Annotated in this window: 18 protein-coding genes; 11 read left to right on the top strand and 7 right to left on the bottom strand. The window is 45.6% G+C overall.

Translation table 11 applies throughout. The features are described from left to right. Window positions 1-63 precede the first annotated feature (63 nt). Genes BN6539_RS04090 through BN6539_RS04080 form a run of 3 tightly spaced genes read left to right on the top strand, consistent with a single transcriptional unit; the run spans window position 64 to window position 4,074 of the window. Entirely contained in the window at window positions 64-1,482 is a 1,419-nt protein-coding gene (locus BN6539_RS04090; protein ID WP_067534292.1) for a hypothetical protein, read from the top strand. A gap of 59 nt (window positions 1,483-1,541) precedes the next feature. Further along, a complete protein-coding gene (locus BN6539_RS04085; protein WP_067534289.1) occupies window positions 1,542-2,264 on the top strand; it encodes an ABC transporter ATP-binding protein in 723 nt (240 codons plus the stop codon). Window positions 2,265-2,307: 43 nt separating this feature from the next. Continuing rightward, the gene (locus tag BN6539_RS04080) at window positions 2,308-4,074 is read left to right on the top strand and encodes a hypothetical protein (RefSeq protein WP_067534285.1); all 1,767 of its coding nucleotides are present in this window, start codon (window positions 2,308-2,310) and stop codon (window positions 4,072-4,074) included. A gap of 335 nt (window positions 4,075-4,409) precedes the next feature. On the opposite strand, the gene BN6539_RS04075 is transcribed toward BN6539_RS04080, so the two are convergent. The 4 genes from BN6539_RS04075 to BN6539_RS04060 are packed head-to-tail and all read right to left on the bottom strand — an operon-like array spanning window position 4,410 to window position 9,517. Next, window positions 4,410-5,678 (bottom strand): sensor histidine kinase, encoded by a 1,269-nt coding sequence (locus BN6539_RS04075; RefSeq protein ID WP_067534278.1) that lies wholly within the window; start codon window positions 5,676-5,678, stop codon window positions 4,410-4,412. Next, on the bottom strand, window positions 5,665-6,345 hold the full coding sequence (locus BN6539_RS04070; protein WP_067534274.1) for a response regulator transcription factor: 681 nt from the start codon (window positions 6,343-6,345) through the stop codon (window positions 5,665-5,667). The genes BN6539_RS04075 and BN6539_RS04070 overlap by 14 nt, the downstream gene beginning before the upstream one ends. 4 nt (window positions 6,346-6,349) lie before the next feature. Next, entirely contained in the window at window positions 6,350-7,120 is a 771-nt protein-coding gene (locus BN6539_RS04065) for an ABC transporter ATP-binding protein (RefSeq protein ID WP_067534271.1), read from the bottom strand. Between the two features lie 15 nt (window positions 7,121-7,135). Next, window positions 7,136-9,517, bottom strand: coding sequence for an ABC transporter permease (locus BN6539_RS04060; protein WP_067534269.1), 2,382 nt, complete (start codon window positions 9,515-9,517; stop codon window positions 7,136-7,138). Window positions 9,518-9,692: 175 nt separating this feature from the next. On the opposite strand from BN6539_RS04060, the gene BN6539_RS04055 reads away from it, so the two are divergent. After that, window positions 9,693-10,121, top strand: a complete 429-nt coding sequence (locus tag BN6539_RS04055; RefSeq protein ID WP_067534267.1) for a MarR family winged helix-turn-helix transcriptional regulator — start codon at window positions 9,693-9,695, stop codon at window positions 10,119-10,121. Then, window positions 10,114-10,974, top strand: coding sequence for an NmrA family NAD(P)-binding protein (locus tag BN6539_RS04050; RefSeq protein ID WP_067534264.1), 861 nt, complete (start codon window positions 10,114-10,116; stop codon window positions 10,972-10,974). The genes BN6539_RS04055 and BN6539_RS04050 overlap by 8 nt, the downstream gene beginning before the upstream one ends. A 35-nt stretch (window positions 10,975-11,009) precedes the next feature. Here the strand turns inward: BN6539_RS04050 and BN6539_RS04045 are convergent, their stop codons facing one another. Beyond that, window positions 11,010-12,671 (bottom strand): putative manganese-dependent inorganic diphosphatase, encoded by a 1,662-nt coding sequence (locus BN6539_RS04045; RefSeq protein ID WP_067534262.1) that lies wholly within the window; start codon window positions 12,669-12,671, stop codon window positions 11,010-11,012. A 286-nt stretch (window positions 12,672-12,957) separates the two neighbouring features. On the opposite strand from BN6539_RS04045, the gene BN6539_RS04040 reads away from it, so the two are divergent. Both BN6539_RS04040 and BN6539_RS04035 read left to right on the top strand, forming a co-directional pair. Further along, complete coding sequence (locus tag BN6539_RS04040; protein WP_082907350.1) at window positions 12,958-13,680, top strand: aspartate/glutamate racemase family protein; 723 nt, start codon at window positions 12,958-12,960, stop codon at window positions 13,678-13,680. 21 nt (window positions 13,681-13,701) lie between these two features. Beyond that, window positions 13,702-15,141 (top strand): GntT/GntP/DsdX family permease, encoded by a 1,440-nt coding sequence (locus BN6539_RS04035; RefSeq protein WP_067534259.1) that lies wholly within the window; start codon window positions 13,702-13,704, stop codon window positions 15,139-15,141. On the opposite strand, the gene BN6539_RS04030 is transcribed toward BN6539_RS04035, so the two are convergent. Beyond that, window positions 15,131-16,009, bottom strand: a complete 879-nt coding sequence (locus tag BN6539_RS04030) for a hypothetical protein (protein WP_067534256.1) — start codon at window positions 16,007-16,009, stop codon at window positions 15,131-15,133. The two genes, BN6539_RS04035 and BN6539_RS04030, sit on opposite strands and share 11 nt — an antisense overlap. A 164-nt stretch (window positions 16,010-16,173) precedes the next feature. Here BN6539_RS04030 and purB point away from each other — a divergent pair, with 164 nt between their 5' ends. Genes purB through alr form a run of 3 tightly spaced genes read left to right on the top strand, consistent with a single transcriptional unit; the run spans window position 16,174 to window position 20,122 of the window. Next, window positions 16,174-17,607: an adenylosuccinate lyase gene (purB, locus tag BN6539_RS04025; RefSeq protein WP_067534251.1), complete on the top strand. Its 1,434-nt coding sequence runs from the start codon at window positions 16,174-16,176 to the stop codon at window positions 17,605-17,607. Window positions 17,608-17,663: 56 nt separating this feature from the next. Continuing rightward, the gene (locus BN6539_RS04020; protein ID WP_067534250.1) at window positions 17,664-18,953 is read left to right on the top strand and encodes an adenylosuccinate synthase; all 1,290 of its coding nucleotides are present in this window, start codon (window positions 17,664-17,666) and stop codon (window positions 18,951-18,953) included. A 29-nt stretch (window positions 18,954-18,982) separates the two neighbouring features. Further along, window positions 18,983-20,122, top strand: a complete 1,140-nt coding sequence (alr, locus tag BN6539_RS04015) for an alanine racemase (RefSeq protein ID WP_067534248.1) — start codon at window positions 18,983-18,985, stop codon at window positions 20,120-20,122. An 84-nt stretch (window positions 20,123-20,206) separates the two neighbouring features. Here alr and BN6539_RS04010 read toward each other — a convergent pair whose 3' ends face one another. Beyond that, window positions 20,207-20,671, bottom strand: coding sequence for a PIN domain-containing protein (locus BN6539_RS04010; RefSeq protein WP_067534246.1), 465 nt, complete (start codon window positions 20,669-20,671; stop codon window positions 20,207-20,209). Between the two features lie 160 nt (window positions 20,672-20,831). Here BN6539_RS04010 and BN6539_RS04005 point away from each other — a divergent pair, with 160 nt between their 5' ends. After that, window positions 20,832-22,013 carry an iron-containing alcohol dehydrogenase gene (locus BN6539_RS04005; RefSeq protein ID WP_067534244.1) on the top strand — a complete coding sequence of 394 codons (1,182 nt, stop codon included), beginning with the start codon at window positions 20,832-20,834 and terminating at the stop codon, window positions 22,011-22,013. Window positions 22,014-22,138: the final 125 nt, after the last annotated feature.

The raw sequence follows: 22,138 nt of genomic DNA, 5'->3' as shown, positions 1-22,138 counted from the left end.
CTTTAATGTCAAAATTGGTAAATGCGTAATCATCACATCATTATAAGTTAGGAGGTACCCTGATTGAACAAATATTTATCTTTAATTTTCTTATACAATAGAGCGAGTCACAGAAAAATTCTGCTCCTTGTCGGTGCCATTCCGTTGAGTTTTCTGGTAATTTTCTTATTGAGAATCGGCAACCCCTATGATACTAGTTCCTATATGCTCATGGAACGCGCTTTCGGTGGGGTGTGGGCTGTCTTACTGTTTATTACAATAAACGTGATAGGGCTGATGACAGTAGTAAATTCATTAAATGGAAAGAAATCCCTGAAGGCGACCCATGCAACGATTGGATACACGATGAGAAGATTGGGCTTATCACCGATTTCATCTTTTCTCATAATCTTCTTTTACTACCTTGCTATAATCCTTATATTTTGGGGCGTGGCAATTGCTTCTTTATATGGGATTGGAAAGATAGGGCTGACCATGGCAGGCGCCACCGGTATTGACACCAAACTTGCTCTCGGTCTATTAAGGACAGAAATAGGCCATGTTTTGATTCCCATTGCACATCCAACTATCATCATCTTTAACATTGTTGCCGCACTGGCTTTAGCAGGCGAATGTGCCAGGTCATGTTATTTCGGCTGGCATAACGGAAGGCAATCAGCCGGCGTGGCGCTGGTAATCGTTCCCATGTTTCTTATTTGGACTTATCTCTCTGAGAACAGCTATATACTTATGGCCATTCTGCTTCTAATTTTTTACGCTGCCTTTTCCTTTGGAGATGTGATTTCAAGAGAGAAACGCCCTAAGGGCGATCCGTTTATGGTTAATAAATACATAGGCATCATGGACTTGGACAGTACGGAATTTGATGACAGCATTCGTCTTGAAGTCAACAGCGCAGCTGAAACCTATGACCCGTCCTTGCTTAAGCGATATGGCAGAGGTACGGAACATGGCATGAGAAACGGACTGAAAAAGCTAAATCCAGTCTGGCTGAGGCGCAGATTCATGCCCCTAGGGAGCAATCTGGAAAGAGCCAACTTTTTCTTCGGCGTTTGTATTTTTATAGGGATTGCCGAACATTTATTGTTCTTTGGCAGATATCTGATGCAGCTGGATCTGATCAAAAACAGCATCAAAGGGGTAACGATAGACTCCGGCGTAAGGATGCCTTACTTCTGGGATATGCAGGAACACACCTATTACGGGTACATAATAGCAATTTTACTGGTAGTCCTTCTTCAGGCATATTGGAATTATGAGTACTATAATAAGGAGACGAAAAGCGTATATGTTATGAAGAGGCTGCCGAATAGAAAAGAGTATCCACGGACGATTTGGGTCTCACCCGTCATACAGGCATTTTTTATAGCGATGATCATGACCCTGCATACCGCAATTGATTTAGTCGTGTATGTTCTCGGAACACCGGAAGTTGCACTTCATCCGGATTACCTATCACACATTTTACCATTCTGCAATTAGCGCCTGGCCGCTTGGTGACGCTTGCGGACATTAAGCAGAATCATTAAGGAGGACGGAAAATGATTGAGATTAGAAACGTATCTAAGAAATATAAGGAAAAGATTGCTCTCGCAAATTGCAATCTTCAAATTCCTAAGGGGCAGGTCATCGGTCTCTTTGGTGCTAACGGTGCCGGAAAAACCACATTTATGAAATGTATTATGGGTTTCCTGACCTTTGAAGGTGAGATCACATTGGATGGAAAAAAAATTGATGAAAGCAATATATCCAGGTTGTCTTTTGCAACTGGCGACCATTCTTTCTTTCCGTCTATTACAGCTGAGGATCACAAGTTGTTTTACAAGATGCAGTTCCCCCAGTTTAATGAAAAAAGATATGAGGCTCTGATGGAATTCTTTGAATTGCCAACGAAGAAAAAAATTAGCGAGTTCAGTCTGGGACAACAAAACCAGTTTGAAGTGGTACTGGCAATCAGCCAGGGGGCAGATTACATATTCATGGATGAGCCTTTCGCCGGCAACGATGTGTTTAACAGGGAAGACTTCTACGAAGTTTTGGTAAGCGTTTTAAATGAGGACGAGACAGTTATCATCTCTACTCATTTGATTGAGGAAATTGCAGATTATATTGACAGGGCAATCCTCATAAGAAAAAGTGAGATTATAGATGATCTCAGCGTAGACGACATAGAAAAGTCAGGAAGTACATTAATTGAAATTGTAAAGGAAAAATATGATTACAGGGCAGACCGCATTAGAAAGGCTGTTGATCAAATGAAGTAATACTGAGAGAAAGATGATAAGAATAAAAGGAGAGTCATCTATTATGAAAAAGTCAATTATAATATTTGTGGCGGTGACGGTCCTCTCCATTGGGATGACTGTTTATGGCTGGACTTTCGTGAACGGCAAGGTCGGTGAAGTCACGCTGACAGAAGAAACAATCTCGGGCAACAGCGATATGGCAGATGGATTGACGGTGGGCTTCAGAGCTAGTTCATCCGATGGTCTTCATTGGACCAATCGTTTCGATTACAGCACAAAGAAAACGGAATCTTCTTTTAAAAGGGGCGAACTTGCTAAAAATGTTGACTCTATAGTCTATGACGATATCCGTTTCACAGGATGGTCCACGGTACCTTACTTTACGCAGCTAAAATATGACTGGTTAGACGGATTGCAGGAGAAAAAAATTCATGCTTTTTATAACGAAATCCAGCAGAAAGTCTCGAAGAGCGGTCTTGGGGAAGAGGGTAAGATTAGACTGAAGGACTACTTGGATTTTTATCCGGTAAACTTCCGATTCCAATTTGGCACTAAGATATATAATTCGGATAATGCTCTGACCGGTTTAAAGGTCTATGATAGGAGAGGCCTGCTTTCTCCGGAAGACGGCGCGTCAGCCTATGATGGCGAGGTGGACCTGTATACAGCCTTGAATAGCGTATTCAAAATCCCCGTTATAGAGAATGAATATCAGAAATATAAGGTTTCCAAAGTAGAGGATTATGATTACAAGACAGCTTTGGGTTATAAGACAGAGATCGAAAAGCCGTTGGGCCAAGGTGAAGATTTTTATGAATTTGATCCCATACTCGTTATCCAGGAGGAAAATATCAAAGATGGAAAGAAGTGGTCTCATCCGGATCTTTCCGGAGGGCTGTCATATAAAGCAGACGGCGAAAATCAAGCTGACGATTCTCATGTGGGAAAAACAGCCTCTGACTACGGCTTAAAAAACAGAATGCTTTTCATAGTCAATAATAAAACAGCCAAGGGGGCTTCTGTGGATGTTTCTCAAATTGACGAAGGTTATGGCGTATATGAACTCCCCATTGATGTAAAAGCCACTGCAACAATACGGATGGGCAGAAGAAGCGCCACAGTACCCAATCCGAAACCTTTAAGCGAGGAACTGGCCATGGTTTATCCACTAGATGAAGATGCTGAATATGTAGAAATGAGTTTATCCGGTGATCACAGATATTTAGCTGTTTTCTCAGTAAAAGATGGAACTTACTTTGTGGACCTGGTTGATGCAGATAATTGGACCTCCAATGGTCCGATTGAAGTATTTCCAGCCTCAGAAAAAATGACATATGCTTGGGGTGAGGACGGAAGTTTAGCGATGACAAATCACAAAGGGCATGTTGCAGTTTTTTCTTTAACAGGCAGCGAGAATGAACCGTATGAAATTCTTTACAGTGGAAAAGTTCAGCGTGGCTTAGATAATGCGCTCTTTGATACAGAGATGGTTTCTAAAAAGAATTCTCGTGCTAAATTTAAATATGGTATCGACAGGGGGCTGGCTGTTGCAGCAAAAGACGGCAAGGCGGCTTTAGTTCAAAACTTATTGATAGGCGATTCAGAATTCAATATCAGAAATGCAGCACTTGAATGTGCCATAATAGACAAAAGCGGGGTCATCTACAGAGGCAAATTAAAAAGCAACATCGTAGATTTAGAATATGATATGAGTGAGGACGAAATGCAGATGATAAAAGACCTTCGGAGCGGCGCTGTATTGAATCATATTATAGAACCTGTTCGTAATGAAAATTGGTGTGAATGGAAAGTTTCAGCCAAACAATAGCGCCCTAATTACACGTCAGCAAATTGAAGCCGGCTCTTGAACCCATCTTCATTATAATGGTAAGCAGTTATAATAATATGTGAAGCTTCATCGATAGGCTACCTCCTAGATGGACCGTTAAAATAATAAAGCTATCTAGGAGGTTTTCCTATGCACAAATTAAGAATTATACTTGTAGATAGATTGATCAGAAAATGCCAGTAATTTACCAGCATATCTCCCTTCCCTGCGCCCCAGGCCGTTGCCTTCTGCTTTGCAATGGAAAAAGCTGACGATTCTTTTGATCGCCTATTAATTCGCAAAAGAAAAGCAATTCGAGAAGATTAAAAAAATATTTACCGCAGAACCAAAACGAAAGCCATCCCGTCCTCTTCTTTCTGGGCAAAGATCTCGCCGTCCATCTTTTGCATGATTTCCCTGCAGATGTACAACCCCAGGCCGTTGCCCTGCTTGCCCCTGCTATTACTCCCGCGGAAAAAACTTTCAAAGATGTGATTAAAGTCGTTATCACTGACCGGTTCTCCTGTGTTGAACACTCGGATCAGTTGGCAGTAGTCCTCTTCATAAAATTCCAGTTTAATGCGGCGGCCGTCTCCATATTTAAAGGCGTTTTCAAATAAATTCTCCAGTACTTCCCACAACCGGTCCATATCGCCGCAAAGTAACAGGTTCTCATAAGGTCCTATCTCAAGATCAATCATACGCAGAGCGCATTTTTCCCGGTAGGTAGAAAAAATCTTCTTTACCAAATCGGCCAGATAAAACTCACCCATATCGACCTGAATATCCATGACATCGTCCTTCGATGCCCGCATAATCTCTTCCACATACTTTTCGATTTCCACTGCCTTTTCTCCAATCTGATGGGCAGCATGTTTTTTCTCATCTTCTGTATGATAGACCTCTTTTTCTAAAGCTTTGGCGTATAAGCCGATGGTGCTCAGAGGGGTTTTGATATCGTGTGACAGCGACAACAATAGCTGTTTCTTCTGCCTCACTAGTTCCAGCTCCCTCTTTCTGGTAACGTTTAATGTATCCTGCAACTGGCTGATCCCCCAGACAAAGCGGCCAAAAAAGCGACTCTTTTCCTCTTTGATTTCCGTCTTTAAGTGTCCCTTCGCCAGTTCTCCCGGCAGTGTACTCAGCCGGTAAAAAGGCGCAATCAGCTTATATTTCAAATACAGCAAAATCCCCATGACGCAGAGGAACATGATGGCCATGGCCGCTTCCAGCAGCAGGAGCCCACCTCTATAATCGTCATTAGGCGATATATATTCAAATCGGTAGAATCCGTCCACCACGCCGTCTCTATATGCGGGAACGATTTCAACCTGATAGGCGTCGTTTTCCCGAAAAAAATCCTCATATGCCTGGTCTGACGCGCCGATGCGCATATAATCCGCCTTTTTCACATATTGATACCCACGCAAATCAAGCTTATCCAGGTTTGCTTCCTTGGATAAGCTATTTATGATGCGGTTGATTTCCACCTTATATTCTTTGCCGCTGGAAGTTTCCCCTTTCAGAAACACTGTCCCGGCCAAAACCGCCAGGATCACATACAGCGCTACAGAAAAGGACAGCAGCCGGTTATATTTTCTCATAACGATAACCCACTCCCCATACAGTCAAAATCCGCTGCGGCTTCTTCGGATCTTCCTCGATCTTTGTGCGGAGCATTTTGATATGAACGGTCAGCGTCTGATTCTCGCTGAAGCTGTCTGCACCCCAAATTTGATTGAAGAGGAAATCCTTGTGCAGCGTCCTGCCTGCATTCTCCGCCAGCAGAAGGAGCAGCTCATACTCCTTCACGTTGAGTTCCACGGGCTCTCGGTCCAGAAAAACTTTCCGGGCATTCTTGTCAATGGTGATGCCGCCTGAAAGGAGCAGGCAGTCTGCAGCCTCTTTGTCATAAGTCCGCTGGATCAGCGCTTTGACTTTGACGGCGAGAACCTCCGGGTCGATAGGCTTCTCCATATAATCGTCCGCTCCCAGGCCAAAGCCTGTCAGCTTATCCGCCTTCTCCCCTCTGGCGCTGAGGATCAAAATCGGCACATTTCCTCTTTCTCTCACGGCGCGGCAGACGGCAAAGCCATCCATCCCCGGCAGCATGATATCCAAGAGCAGCACTTTCACCTGCTGCCCCTGCAAATAGTCTATCGCTTCTTCCCCTGATGTAACGTGGTGCACGCTGCAGCCTTCCTTTTGCAGAAAAGCTGTCATTAGCTCCGCCAGTTCCACGTGATCTTCCACCAGTAAAACATCTTTCATTCTTTTACCATCCTAATTTAATCAGCCATTCGTTGAGCCTGCGCTCTCTGGCCGCATCCCCTTCTGCCTTGTTCCATTTTCCCAGGACAAATTCATCCCTGATATCGCCGTCCTCGATGTAGAGGACCCGTTCGCATTTTGACGCCACCTTCATATCGTGGGTGACGAGAAGGATGCTGGTGCCTTCTTCGTTGATGTGGTTCAGCTCTTCCATGACTTCTGCTGAATTCTGTTTGTTCAGCGCGCCGGTTGGTTCGTCAGCAAAGATAATCTTCGGATTGTTGATCATGCTGCGGCAGATACACGCTCGCTGTAGTTGGCCGCCCGATACCTCGTTGATATCATTGTCCGCCACCTCGCTGATCGAAAGCTTCTGCATCAAAAGCTTCGCCCGCTCATTGACAGCGGCCCTGCCTTCTCTGCTCTTCCCCTCCGGCGACTGATATGCCGGTATGACTATATTATCATAGATGGACAGATTTTTCAGCATATACATCTGCTGAAAGACAAATCCCATTTCCGTCAGACGAAGTCTGCTCATATCGTCTCCTTTTAATGACGTCAAATCTCTTCCGTAAAAATCCACCTTTCCCGCCGTCGCATCGTCCATGCCGCTGACAGTGTAGAGAAGCGTCGTCTTTCCCGAACCGGAAGGCCCCATGATGGCGGCCATCTCTCCAGCCCTGATTTCCAGATTCACATTGCGCAGTACGTTATTCTGCCGTTTATTTACAATATAGGTCTTGCATAAATTCGATACCTTTAAAGATTCCATAACATTTCCTTTCCGTTATTCCAGATTGTTTAATTCCTGTATGTTAATTCGTTTCACGCTTCTGGATGCGATGACTGTTGCTGCAATGATGCCCAGAAGAAGAATCAATGGGTACACCCCGTATACCTGCCATGGCACTACCTGGATTTTCACCTCAGCGCCCATAATGGCAAAGATCGGTTTCAGCACAAATTGGTTGCTGAGAAGGGACAGCGGGATTGCGGCAATCATAGAGCAGACGGTCACACTGACCATACGGACCACCTGCCAGAACTGAATGCTGCGGTCGCTGAACCCCACGCTTTTCAGCATGGCGATTTCCCCTTTCTCTCTGACAATAAAGAGTTTTTCCATCAGCAGGGTAATCAGCATGATAATAGCGCAGAGCAAAGCCGTCATCGGAATCTTCATGGATTCCAGCATCTTCTGTATCCCACCCACGTTGCGGTCGACGACATCCTGGGCGCTGTTCCATTCATAGGCGGGCAGTTCCTTTGCAAGCTCTGCCGCCAGTTCCTTCTGGCTGAGATCCGTCTCAGTGTGGACGGCGATGTTCCAGTAATCCGCCAGCATCTCTTTGCTCAGGTCAAAGGAGGGATTCATTCTGGCGCTCTCTCCCACCTGCATATAGTCGGTATAGAGCCCTGTGATGATAAAGCTGTGCTTTCCGTCGTGCAGGTTGGTTTCAATGGTATCACCGACGTGCCAGTCTTTCTTCTCCGACATTTTCTTAGAAACGGCAATTTCGTTAGAGAGCTTTGGCGCGCTGCCCTCGTCATAGGTCAGGAAATCATCTTTTGGACCGACTACCTGCAGCGTCATCAAATTGGTATCCGACTTCTTCCCCTGAGAACCAAATTTCAGGAAGTAAAATACCACCGCGGAAAGTTCCGCGTCATATCCTTTTTCCTTCAGTTCCTTTTCCACACGGGTCATGCCGCGCTGTACGTCGCCTTCTTTTTCATATCTCTGCTCTCCCTTGGCCTCAATTTTGCGCACATAAGCGGCAGCTTCGGGATTCAACGCAAATTTTAGCGCCATCTCTTCGCTCTGCATGGTGTTGAGGGTATTCAGAGGGATGGTGATCAAAATAAAGCTGATGCAGAAGGTAATCATCAATACCAGATAGCGTTTCACATGACTGACCATGTCATTGAACCCTAGAAAAACCGGTACGCTCATCCTGCCGTGATGATGCAGCCTGAGCCCTGCTCGGCGCCCATACCGCTCTCCAGTCTGCCCGCCCCTGATGGCGGTAATGGCGGAGACTTTGTTCAGCTTCCTGGTGCAGAGATAGCAGAAAGCCATGACGAGCATAATCACCAGAGCGGTGCAGATCAAATTGACCCATAGATTTGCTTTACTGTCCTCCATAATCAAATTGATGCTGACAGACTTGATCATGGCTTTACTGACCGGAATACTAACCAGAAGTCCAATCAGAGAGCCACTGGTGACCAAGGCCAGATACTTCGCCAGATAGATTTTTTTAATCTGAAAATCTCTGAAACCCGTAGCCTTCATGATGCCGATTTCCCGATAATCTTCTTCCAAGGTAAATACCAGGGTAAAACGCAGCACCAGCAGCGCAATCAGTATCAGGCAGATCCCTATGAGGATCAATAACGCTGCCATCAGCATGTCAAAAGAGTAAATCATTTTGTAGGTATCCCTCGTCACTGCATTGGTCATGGTGGCAAAGCTGTGCTGATTGAGCCGCTCTGCGAACCCTTCGGCATCGTCGGTCTCCACATCATAACGGATAAAGGATGTCGCCTCATCGCTGCCGGATAATTGGTCAAAATCCTCCTGGCTGACGACCAGCCGGATCATTCCCACCATATCGTTGCCAAAGGCCGCATCCTTGATCGTCTCTTTGATGGTGCATTTCTTTTCTATATCCCCTGACCGGAGAATCAAAGTGTCTCCGATTTCCAACTTGTTTCTGTCTAGTGCCGCTTTGCTCAGCGCAATCTGCCCCTCTTCCAGGGTGAAAGACTTACCATCCTGATCGAAGACCTTGCAGTATTTTTCTGTACCTGACCCCAGATAGATGTCAGAGCCGCCCGTCTGGAATGACTTGCTCTTTCCATCAGTCACGCAGGACACGTCCTTATCCCCCATGGTCATCATGGTGCTTTTTCCATAGGTTTCGATGTCCGCTTTGCTGCTTGCAAGCCAGCGGTCGACCTCCTCTTCCTCCTCCGTACCGACGATGTTAAAATAGACATCGGGTACGTTGGCGTAATCCATATAATAGTCCACTGCCGGCGTTACCACCAGGATATTGTTGACACTGCTGGCTAAGAACACCGTAGCAATGGCGATAAATAAGAAAAGAATCAGGTTAACACCCTTTCGTTTCTTAAGATCCTTCTTTAATATTCTGCCTAACATAATGAAAATCCTTTCTTCCTCTACGATTATAGCATCAGTATAACAAGTAAATTATTAAAAAATCCTTAAATGAAACACGATTTAGAAAATTTATCTGTATCATTGACAAAGTACATCAAGTGTACTATCATACAAATAGTACATCAAATTTACTAATAAGAATAGGAGTCGTATTATGGATAAAATGATCGAGTCATCAAAGCAGGTCTCTCTCTTTTGCAGACTCAACCTCAATACAAGACGAGATCTGCCAATCCGTTCCAGTGAAATGGGGATGCTGATTTATCTTGTGAAAACAGACGAAGTAAAAACACCCCATGCAGCAGCCCAATTCTTTCATGTTACAAAAGCCATGGCAACGAACATGGCTACATCCCTGTCATCCAAGGGATACATCGAGAAAAGACAATTGAAAACAGACAGGCGCAGCTATGAACTGATTCCCACTGCAAAGGCGGTTCGTTTAGTAGAGGAGACCTATCATGACTATTTTAAGACCATGTCTTTCCTGGAGACAAGGTTAGGAAAAGAGAAATTTGATACATTCATCCGCCTGCTTACGGCTGCAAATGAGATTTTATTGGAGGAAAAAGGTGATGAGTAGAATTTTAATTACGGGAGCATCGGGCAATGTCGGAAAATACGTTGCTGCCTATGCTCTGAAAAATGGACAGGGGATTACTGTGGCCGGCACCCATACAGAGACGTTGACAGAGATGTTTGGCAACACTGCAAAGATCGTTTATCTCGATTTCACCGACCCGGCTACGTTCAAGCCTGCTCTGGAAAATGCAGACAGAGTATTTATCATACGACCCCCACATTTGGGCAAACCCGAAAACTTGAAACCCTTTGTGGAAGCGCTGAAAGAGCACGGAAGCATCCGGCTTGTCAGCTTCTTATCTCTCCTTGGCGTAGAAAAAAATCCGGTTCCGCCCCACCATAGAATCGAGAAATACATTGAACAGGCAGGGCTGCCATATTGCCACATACGCCCCAGTTTTTTCATGCAAAACATCAGCGGCGTTCACGCCTTTGAAATCAAACACTTTAACAGAGTTGTGGTACCAGTAAAGAATGCCTTGACTAGCTTTATTGACACGGAGGATATCGGCGAAATCACTGCGAAAGTTTTGAGCGAACCAGAATTGCACCAAAATAGAGCCTATTCTATAACAGGCCCCGATGCGATCGATTATTGGCGAGTTGCAAAAATTCTGTCTGAGGAATTAGGCATAGAAATTATTTATACGAATCCTGCACCGGCCTTTACAAAAAAATACTGGACCCATGTCAGAGGCATGGACAAAAAATACTGCACAGTCATGAGTATGCTCTATATGATGACGCGTTTTGGGGCCGCAAAAAATGTCACTGCTGACTTCGAGCAAGTCATGGGAAAGAAACCACAGACATTCCAGCAGTTTGTGAAAAAGAATATCGCTTGTTGGAAATAAAAACGTGGAAATGACGGAATCAAAAAAGGGCGAGGTTACTCGCCCAAGGCCATGATGATTTTCGGAACCAACTGCTTCTTTCTAGAAACCATCCCCGGCAGTCTGATGATGTGTTCGCTCTCGTAGGCCTCATCATATTCTTCGCCAAAGACATCCAAAATGAGCTGTCTTGCCCCGCTGCCTGCACAGATCAGGCCTGTCGTCTCCGTCAAAATATTCGTCAGCATAAAAAACATCATATCCATTTGATGACGTTCCCGGGCTTTTTCCATAAAAGGCACCATATCTTCCTGCAGTGCTTCCAGTTCGCTGCGGTTTGTAGCGATCAGCTGGCCAACGCCAAAGGAAGTTTCTCCTGCCGTAAACCGCTTAAAGTCCTGATAAAAAATTTCTTCTATGGATTTACCTTTCAGATTGCTGCCCGCAGCAAACATCTCTTCTGCGAACTCCTCCGGGTCAATTTCCGCGATAGACGCTAAATTCAGCGCTGCGGCTTTGTCAATCTCAGTACAGGTCGGTGAGCGGAACAGCAAAGTGTCTGATATAATCGCACTGCACAGCAGTCCTGCTGTCAACTGATCGATTTCTATATTTGCTTCATTGTACATTTGATAAATGATGGTGGAAGTACAGCCCAGGGGCTGATTGCGGAAAAAGACCGGCGAAATCGTCTCCACTGCGCCGATGCGGTGATGATCGATGATTTCTTTGATTTCCGCATGTTCAATGCCTTCCACTGTCTGGTTCTTCTCGTTGTGGTCTACCAGAATGACTGGTTTTCCCTTCGCGCCCAGCAGATTCCGCCGGGAAATCATGCCCATATACTTTCCATCTTCATCGATGATCGGAAAATCCCGATGCCGCTTACTTGCCATGACATCTTTGACCTCATCGATGTAATCCGTATCTTCGAAAGCGATCAAGTGGTCTGTGCGCATGAAAAATTCCACCGGAATGCTTTGATTGATGAGACGAGCGACAGTAAAGGCATCGTAAGGCGTCGATATAATGGTGCAGCCCCTTGCCTGTGCCAGCTTCCTGATCGTCAGGGAAACTGGCGCGCCCTCGCATACGATGATGCAGGCCGCTTCCATTTCTATGGCACAGAGCTGAGACTCATAGCGATTTCCCAAAATCACCAAGTCTCCTTTCTCTATGAAACTCTCCATCATATCAGGATTTGCCGCTGCAATTAAAACCTTCCCCTGATTAAAATACTTTGCCCCATCACCGACCACCGTGCTCCCTTTCAGCGTGTCAATAATATTGGAATATTGCGTGTTCGCATTGGAAAGGATGCTACTGTCGTAAACGTTCATATAGGACTTGGCGATATCGCCTACCGTAATCAGTCCCTCCAGCACAGCACCTTCTGACACCACCGGAATGGTGTAGATATCGTGTTCCTGCATCATGTTCCATGCCAGCTTGATCGACAGATTTTTGCAGACGCCTTTGGTCTTGCGAATCTCGATATCCTTCACCTGGGTCGTAATGTTTTCTATCAGTCGCGGCGCTGGTACGTCAAAATAGTCCAATACAAACTTCGTCTCTTCGTTGATATGTCCTGCCCTGGCAGGCTCGTACTTTTTCCCATCTATCTTATGCTTCAGATTGGCATAACAAATTGCCGAACAGATGGAATCTGTATCCGGATTCTTATGCCCGATGACATAAGTTGTTTCATATTCTTGCAATCACCTTGCCCCCCTCTTTCTTTAAACTTGTGTCCATTCTACACTGATTTTCGGGCAAAAGCAATCAGGCGAAAGTATTATTTAGTTTTTTAGGAGGCTGATAGGGATGACATAATCGCAGATTTTTTAGCAGAATATTCAAAAAATTATTATCAATTTACCCGTTTTATGTTAAAATGAGACTACGAAGTCAATACACCAACGTACTATATATTCTTTTCATTACATGCTGGTATAAATATAGGTTAGACGCATCGCCAAAAATATCTATACAGGAGGTAATAATTTGACAAATATGATTTCAGGAGGTACCGCCTTTGGCGGCGTGCCAATTGGCATTCTCCTTTTAAACGCCCGCTACCCGCTGATGCCCGGCAACATGGCACATGCAGCCTCTTTTGACTTTCCAGTCCGCTACAAAGTCGTCGATCTTCCCACCGGCTGGTGGCAGGACTTAAACGAAGAAAAGTATCAGACCTTTATTGGCGCGGCAAAGGAGCTGCAGGACGAGGGCGTTCGAGCAATTACCACCGGCTGCGGATTATTCGTGGTCTGGCAGGAGCGGGCAGCCGAGGAGTTGGACATTCCCATATGCATCTCTCCCCTGCTGATGGCGCCCATGCTTTCCAAAATCATCGGGAGGCAGAAAAAGCTGGGAATTATCACCGCTGCCGGCCGCCGTCTCAAAGAACCACATTTTTTAGACGCCAGCGGTATCGACGAAAACATGCCTTTTGTGATAGGGGAACTGGACACTTGTTCAGAATTCATGGATTGCATCCGCTTTCAGAGGAAGATGGAAATGGATACAGTCCGCTTTCAGCAGCAGGTGGTACAGATTGCAAAAGATATGATAGACAAAGACCCTGCCATAGGCGCTTTTTTACTGGAGTGCAGTGATATCCCGCCATTTGCGGCGGCGATTTCTGAAGAAACGGGCCTGCCTGTCTTTGACTTCATCGCCATGGCAGATCTGATGTATCGCGCACTGGTGCCAAGAACATACTGACTTATTGAAAGGAGAGGGATTATGGATTACGGAATATTAGCAGTTTTACCGCCAGTCGTGGCAATTTTACTGGCGTTTGTAGCAAAAAATGCAATTGTCGCACTTTTCGCCGCAGTCATTATCGGTTATATGATTCTCTACGGCTTGGCGCCAATGGTGGTTCTCGACCAAATACTGAACGGCATCATCGCTGCATTTTCAGACCGCTGGGCGGTCATCGTCATCATCAGTATCGCCTTAGCTTTTGGCATGTCCCGCTTGATCGAGAAGTCTGGCGGCGGCCGCGGTCTCGTGGAATTTCTGACGGAAAAACACAGGATTATCAAAGGAAAGAAAGGTTCATGCTTTCTTACCTGGCTGATCGGACTGATTTTGTATACCAATACCACCCTCAGTGTAATTCTGACCGGCGTGGTCATGAAGCCACTCAACGACAGATTAAAGGTTTCTCATGAAAAGCAGGCATTTATTATCAAAGTTACAGGGCCGCCAGTCTGTGGTCTGATTCCTTTGGGGCAATGGGGAGGCATCCTCTTTGGCTTGATAACGGCTGCAGAAATCGCCAATCCGTCTAAAGTCATGCTGCAGGTTTCCGCACTGAACTTTTACTGTATTTTAGCAGTCTTTTCTTCTCTAGTCCTCATTTTGCTGGGAAAAGATTTTGGCGGCTTAAAAAAGGCAGAAGAGAGAGCGGAGAAATTTGGACAGTTGGACAATCCTGACCACAGAAACACGGTCTTAGAAGAATTGCCCGAAGAAATCGTAGAGTTGGCAGAACAAGCTGAGGAAGAGATTGAAAAAAGCACCAGTGCTGCTTTCGTATTTGTACCTGCCATTGCCTCTATCGTCATTGCCATCGGCTATATGTTCTACAGCGGCGGTGGCAATATGCTGGAGGGGGATGCCATCGGCGGCATTTTCTGTGCCATGATTCTGTCATCCTTGATATGCATCATCATGAATATCGCATCAAAGAAGTTCAAGTTTAACGAAGTCATCGATATCTTTATTGACGGCATGGGAGAATCCATGCAGATTTTGATCATTCTCATCGCTGCTGTCGTGCTGGGTGATGTAATTTCCGCCTTAGGGACAGGAACCTATCTGGCAAATTTGTTTTCCGGTATCATGTCGCCGTCTTTACTGCCTGCTATCTTGTTCTTTATTACCAGCTTGATCGGTTTTGCCACCGGCTCAGCCATGGGAAATGTATCTACCATGATGCCGATTGCCATTCCATGGTCCATCGCCGCAGGTGCGAATCTTCCCCTCTGTATTGCTGCCGTTTGGGGCGCAGCTTTCTTCGGCGATCACATATCGCCAATATCCGATACAACTTACATGACCTGCGGTATCGTCGGTTGTGACGTGCACGACCATATCAAGACAGTCATGCCGTATGGCTTGATCTGGTGTGGGATTTCCCTGGTATGCTATGTGGTTGCAGGATTTATTCTGTGACCAGAATGCTTTTTGACAGAATTTCAGCGTCACAGCGTTCCAAGACCTGCTCGTCACCCGTCATAATATAGAAAAAGATACTGGTATCCCACTCACTAAAATACTTGGCGTATAGTCTTCCCTTCATGTGGACTGGAGCAAAATCTTCCAGTCCATAATCTTTTGGATCGTAAGCACATCTGCCGTATTGCAGATAGGATCTGCGAAAGCCCTCTGCTCGATGAATCACTCCATTGACCCTTAGAGACGCATCCAGTCTGGTCCAGCCGCTACTGCCGACATAATCCACATTTTGGCTGACCGATTCAATCTTCCAATCAAAGACCTGTTGACTCGCTCGAATGCCTAAATCCGCCAGTACCAACCTTTGAAAATCAAACTGAGGAACCTGGGAGGCAGACTCCAGGTCCAGACTTCCATCGGCGGTGAAGCCATAAGGTAAGCCCTCCGCAGTCCTTCCCGATACCAAATACGCACCATAGAAACTGTTATAATAAGGTGATTGGGGGTTATAGAGCAGGCTGCATCCCTTAGAATAGTCAAATGCGGGGAAGTTATAAAGGATGGTCAGTTCCAGCGAATCTTTTTTACCCAGATTCAGTTTTCCAGCCTTTTCCCTGATAAATTGGCGAAATCCTGCGCTGTCGTTGAAGGTCATGACAAAAGGATACCAGTCTTTCTCCTGGGTAATTCCCCCGCCTGGGATTTCCAGCGAAATGCCCTTTTGTTCCATGACGCTGTTACTCTTGTGAATTCCGCTGTACACCTTCATCACTGCCAAACTGATCGGGTAATTTGACAAAGGCAGCCACAAAAAGACCGCCAGAACCGCAGCAATTATGCCTGTTATGAACAATTTTCTTCTCATCGCTTCTCCTTTTCATTTTTTTACAGACGATTTCTTATATTATGCCCCTATTTTCCTCAGCCCTTGATATTTTGCATACAAAATGCTATAATTATATGTTCATTTTTTTACAATGATAAATACGTTTCTTGATAAACGTTTCCATAAATATGAGGAGGTTCAGTATGACAACAGATAATTATACAAGCCCACTTTCGGAGAGATATCCCAGCAAAGAGATGCAGTTTCTTTTTTCACCCGACATGAAATTCAGAACTTGGAGAAGGCTCTGGATCGCTTTGGCAGAGACGGAAAAAGAACTGGGTCTTTCCATCACCCAGGAACAGATTGACCAGCTGAAGCAGCACCAGGACGACATCAACTACGATGTTGCAAAAGCGAGAGAAAAAGAAGTCAGACATGACGTCATGAGCCACGTCTACGCTTATGGTCAGCAGTGTCCTAATGCGAAGGGCATCATTCACTTGGGCGCGACTTCCTGTTATGTAGGCGATAACACCGACATCGTTATCATGAGTCAAGCGCTGCAGCTGATTAGAAAGAAACTGGTCAACACCATCGCTTCCCTTGCCGAATTCGCAGAGGAATACAAGTCTCTTCCTACACTGGCATATACTCATTTTCAGGCTGCACAGCCTACTACTGTAGGAAAGAGAGCTACCTTGTGGCTGAACGATCTGGTCATGGATTTAGAAGATCTGGATTATGTCCTCAATTCCCTGCGGCTTTTAGGATCAAAGGGGACAACTGGCACGCAGGCCTCTTTCTTAGAACTCTTTGACGGCGATCACGAGAAATGCCGTGTCTTAGACCAAAGAATCGCCGACAAAATGGGTTTCAAAGGCTGTTATCCGGTGTCCGGTCAGACTTATAGCCGGAAGGTGGACAGCAGAGTTTTGAACGTCTTGGCGGGTATCGCCCAGTCGGCCCACAAATTTTCAAACGATATCAGACTGCTTCAACACATGAAGGAAGTAGAAGAACCATTCGAAAAACATCAAATCGGTTCCTCAGCCATGGCATACAAGAGAAACCCGATGCGCACAGAGCGTATGGCATCCCTTGCCAATTATGTGATGAGCGATGCCATGAATCCGCAGATTACTGCGGCGACCCAGTGGTTTGAGAGAACCCTGGACGATTCAGCAAACAAGAGAATTGCTGTCAGCGAGGCGTTCCTCGCAACCGATGGAATTCTTGAACTATATATCAATGTCTCAAAAGGCTTAGTGGTGTATCCAAAGGTCATTGAATCCCACCTGATGGCTGAACTGCCATTTATGGCTACAGAGAACATCATGATGGACGCAGTCCGCGCCGGAGGCGACAGACAGGAACTTCACGAACGCATCCGCCTGCATTCCATGGATGCTGGAAAAGTCGTTAAAGAGCAGGGTAAGCCCAACGATCTTTTAGATCGTATCGCAGCTGATCCAGCCTTTAATATAACCAAAGAGGCTTTACAGAAGGTTTTGAAGCCAGAAAATTATGTTGGAAGATCAATAGAACAGACAACTGAGTTTCTTAACGGGGTCATAAAGCCTATTCTATCAGCAAATGAGGACCAGATCGGCCTTACCGCTGAAATCAATGTATAAGAAATCTTTTGACTCACAGAATATTTCCTATACGATAATGAATAGGAGGAATTTACATGATCAAAGCAATCGTAGGCGCTAACTGGGGTGACGAAGGAAAAGGCAAGATTACAGACGTGCTGTCCGAGGACTCTGACATCATCGTCAGATTTCAGGGCGGAAGCAATGCGGGACATACCATCAAAAACGACTATGGCAAGTTTGCACTGCACATGCTGCCTTCCGGCGTATTTTACCGCCACACCACCAGCGTTCTCGGCAACGGCGTAGCGTTAAACATTCCATTTTTAATCAAAGAAATCAACGCGCTGATTGAAGGAGGCGTTCCAGCGCCAAAGGTTCTCGTCTCTGACCGGGCACACATTGTCATGCCTTACCACATTTTACTAGACGAATACGAAGAAGAACGCTTAGCAGGCAAATCCTTTGGCTCCACAAAAAGCGGAATTGCGCCTTGTTATTCTGACAAGTATGCTAAAATCGGTTTTCAAGTCAATGAATTGTTCATGGTAGAGGCTGCGCTTCGAGAAAAGCTGGAAAACGTATGCACGTTAAAAAATATCATGATAGAGAACTTGTATCACAAACCTGCATTGAAGGTAGATGAGCTCTACCATACGATGATGGAATACAAGGAGATGATTAAACCGTATGTTGCTAATACCAGCGTATTTTTGCAAGAAGCCATCAAAGAGGGTAAGAATATACTGTTGGAAGGTCAGCTGGGCGCCCTCAAAGATACGGATCACGGCATCTACCCGATGGTCACATCCTCATCGACATTGGCTGCATTCGGCGCAGTAGGCGCAGGTATCCCTCCATACGAAATCAAAAAGGTTACGACTGTTGTAAAAGCATATTCCTCGGCTGTAGGTGCTGGCGCCTTTGTCAGTGAAATCTTTGATGAGGAAGCCGACGAGTTAAGACGACGCGGAGGAGACGGCGGCGAATTTGGCGCTACCACGGGAAGACCTCGCCGCGTAGGCTGGTTCGATGCCGTTGCAACACGATACGGCTGCCAAATGCAGGGAACTACCGAAGTGGCTTTGACGGTCATCGATCCTTTGGGTTACCTGGACGAAATACCCATTTGCATCGGATATGAAATCAATGGGGAAGAACATCAAGAATTCCCCAACACCACCTATCTCTACCAGGCAAAGCCGGTGCTTAAGAAACTGCCTGGCTGGAAGAGCGATGTGACTGGCATCAGAACATGGGAAGCATTGCCGAAGGCATGCCAGGAATACGTCAATGAGATCGAACGTCAAATCGGGTTTCCAATTACACTCGTATCTAATGGTCCGGGAAGAGAAGACATTATCAAACGCGAACCATTATTATAATTTTAAAGAAAGAAGGTATTTGTACAGCCATGTATAAAGAAGCAATCAGACCCGTTTGGGCAGAAATCAATTTGAGCAATCTGGACTACAACATCAAAAGCATCAGAGAAAAGGTCGGCGCAGATAAGCAGATTATCGGCGTCATTAAGGCGGATGGTTATGGTCACGGTTCAGTCATGTGTGCAAATGTGTTAAGGGAAAATGGAGTAAAAACCTTTGCAATCGCCACACTTCAGGAGGCAATTACACTGCGGGACGCTGGGGCAAAAGAAGAGATCATCATGCTGGGCCTTACCCCTGATATGTATGCTGATGTAATTGCAGAATACGACATTACTCCTGTAGTATGCGATTCCGCCAACGCCAAGGCAATCAGCGATGCCGCTGCAAAGATCGGCAAAACCGTTTTCGGTCTGATTGCTATTGATACCGGTATGGGAAGAATCGGCTATTTGGCAGATGAAATAGAAACTTCGATTGAGGATATCAAGAAGATTGCCGCTCTGCCAAATTTCAAGATCAAAGGCATGTTCTCCCACATGTCCACTGCCGACGCCGCTGATAAAACTTATTCTCATCAGCAGGAAGACAAATACAACGCTTTTTACGAGGCTTTGACGAAAGCAGGAGTCTACGTTCCAATGAGAACGCTTGCAAACAGCGCTTCCATTATGGAACTGCCCAGCATCTACTTTGACGCTGTCCGTCCTGGAATCATTCTGTACGGCTGCTATCCGTCAAACGAGGTCGATAAAAAACAGCTTTCAATCAAACCCGTCATGTCCGTCAAAGCCAACATCATTCATCTGAAGGATGTTCCAGAAAACTTCTCCGTCGGCTATGGCAGAAAGTACATATCAGAAAAACCTGCCAGAATTGCGACAATCGCCTTAGGTTATGCAGACGGCTATCCTCGCCCATATTCCGCACAGGCCAAGGTTATCGTAAACGGCGTGGTATGCCCGATTGCCGGCAATATCTGTATGGACCAGTGCATGATCGACGTTTCCAACGTGCCGAATGTAAAAGTCGGCGACGAGGTCATCGTCATGGGTTCCGATGGCGTCAACACGATCCTGGCTGACGACATCGCAGAAGCCACAGGGACCATCAACTACGAAATCTGCTGCGCTTTCGGACAGAGACTGCCGAAAGTTTATGTAAAGTAAAAGTGAGCAAAACAAAATGCCCGGCGGGAACATCTCCTGCCAGGGCATTTTTTGTTATTCTTTGTCACTACATACTTTTAGTATTTATTCCAACGTAATCGTCAGTCTCTCAAAGGCGGCTTTCGCCTCTTTTTCTCCTGCCAGGCTTCCGATGAGCATACCTGTGCTGGAATCTTTGATCCATAGAACAAAATTGGTTTCCGTTCCGGCCTCTCCCTCGTACTCGTAGAAGAAGTATGTATTGCCGTCTTTTTCCCCGTCAGCCAGAATTTTTACCTCTTTCGAATCCTTTAGGGTTTGATACTGATCATAACCTTCTTTGGTCATAAACATGCCCTGCAGAATCTCATCTTCTCCTTTTTCGACACGGAAGCGCCCTTCTTCCTGCGCAAAGGAATAGTCCCCAGACGTATCCATTTCAATTTTAATCTTATCGCCAGTTTCAACCTTAAAAGTATACGATTTGCTCGAATGGGTTGAGCATGCGCTCATCGCCGCCACCAATAAGACGGCTGCAAAAACGACTGCAATTTTTTTATTTTTTTCCATCTGTCTTCACCTTTTCTCTCTTAATTTGTCTCAATTACCATCATTTTATCACATGAAAAAACGAAAGTCATTTCTTTTCCAGCTCGAAGTATAGAGAGTAAAACGTTTCACCGCAGGACATACTAACAAAAAATAGTTGTTAATTAGAAAGGGGAAACATATGTCACAATTTACATTACCCAGAGATATTTATTTTGGAAGAGGTTCTCTGTCCCATTTAAAAGACCTGCAGGGCAAGAAAGCCTTTATTGTTACAGGAGGCGCCTCCATGCAGCGTTTTGGTTTCTTAGGTAAGACCGAAGAATATTTAAAAGAGGCCGGTATGGAACTGAAAGTCTTCGCCGGAGTCGAACCAGATCCGTCCATTGAAACGGTTAAAAAAGGCGCTGAAGATATGAGAAAATTTAAGCCTGATTGGATTGTCGCCATCGGGGGAGGTTCACCAATTGATGCAGCGAAAGCGATGTGGATTTTTTATGAATATCCAGATCTTACTTTTGAAGAGGCAGCAAAACCGTTCAGCCTGCCAACGCTGCGCAATAAGGCGAAGTTCTGCGCCATTCCGTCTACCTCAGGCACTGCCACAGAAGTTACTGCTTTCTCTGTCATCACAGATTATGATAACGGCATCAAATACCCGCTGGCTGATTTTAACCTGACACCGGACGTGGCCATCGTAGATCCTGACCTCGCGGAAACCATGCCTCCGGCATTGGCCGCCTGCACGGGTATGGACGCCTTTACTCATGCGGTTGAAGCCTACGTATCCACTGCCGCCAACGCCTTTACCGACCCTCTCGCTTTGAGAGCTATTGAAATGGTCAAAGACAATTTAATCAAGTCCTACAACGGGGACAAATGTGCCAGAGAGCAGATGCATTATGCCCAGTGCTTAGCCGGCATGGCCTTTTCCAACGCACTGCTCGGTATCGTCCACTCCATGGCTCATAAGACAGGCGCGGCTTTCAAAACAGGCCATGTCGTTCACGGACTGGCCAACGCGATGTATCTGCCATACGTGATCACTTACAACGCGGAAGAGTTATCTGCTGCAAAGAGATATGAGGAAATCGCTGATTATCTGAAAATCGAAGGAGATAAAAGGGAAGAAAAGATTCAAAGACTCTGTCATCTGATTATCAGCTTAAATGAAGCGATGGAAATTCCTCATACGCTGAAAGAGGTTGGTATTGAGGAAGAGGAATTCCTCGATAAAAAGAAGACAATTGCCGCTAACGCCGTGTCAGACGCCTGCACAGGTTCCAATCCGAGAGCTATCGACGATGAAAAAATGGAAAAGTTACTGGAATGCGTCTATTATGGAAGAAAAATAGATTTTTAGATTTAACAAAAGACTTTCGTTCAGCCGAACTTCTGCGTCCGGTTAACGGAAGTCTTTTCATTTACTGAACAATGCTTCGGGTGTGACTTTATTTCGTTCGTTTTGCCGCCACTTTATCACAATAC

The sequence above is a fragment of the Emergencia timonensis genome, from assembly GCF_900086585.1.
GTDB classification, from domain to species: domain Bacteria; phylum Bacillota; class Clostridia; order Peptostreptococcales; family Anaerovoracaceae; genus Senimuribacter; species Senimuribacter timonensis.
The sequence above is the reverse complement of the archived record's forward strand: the minus strand, read 5'-3'. Positions and strand labels throughout refer to the sequence as shown.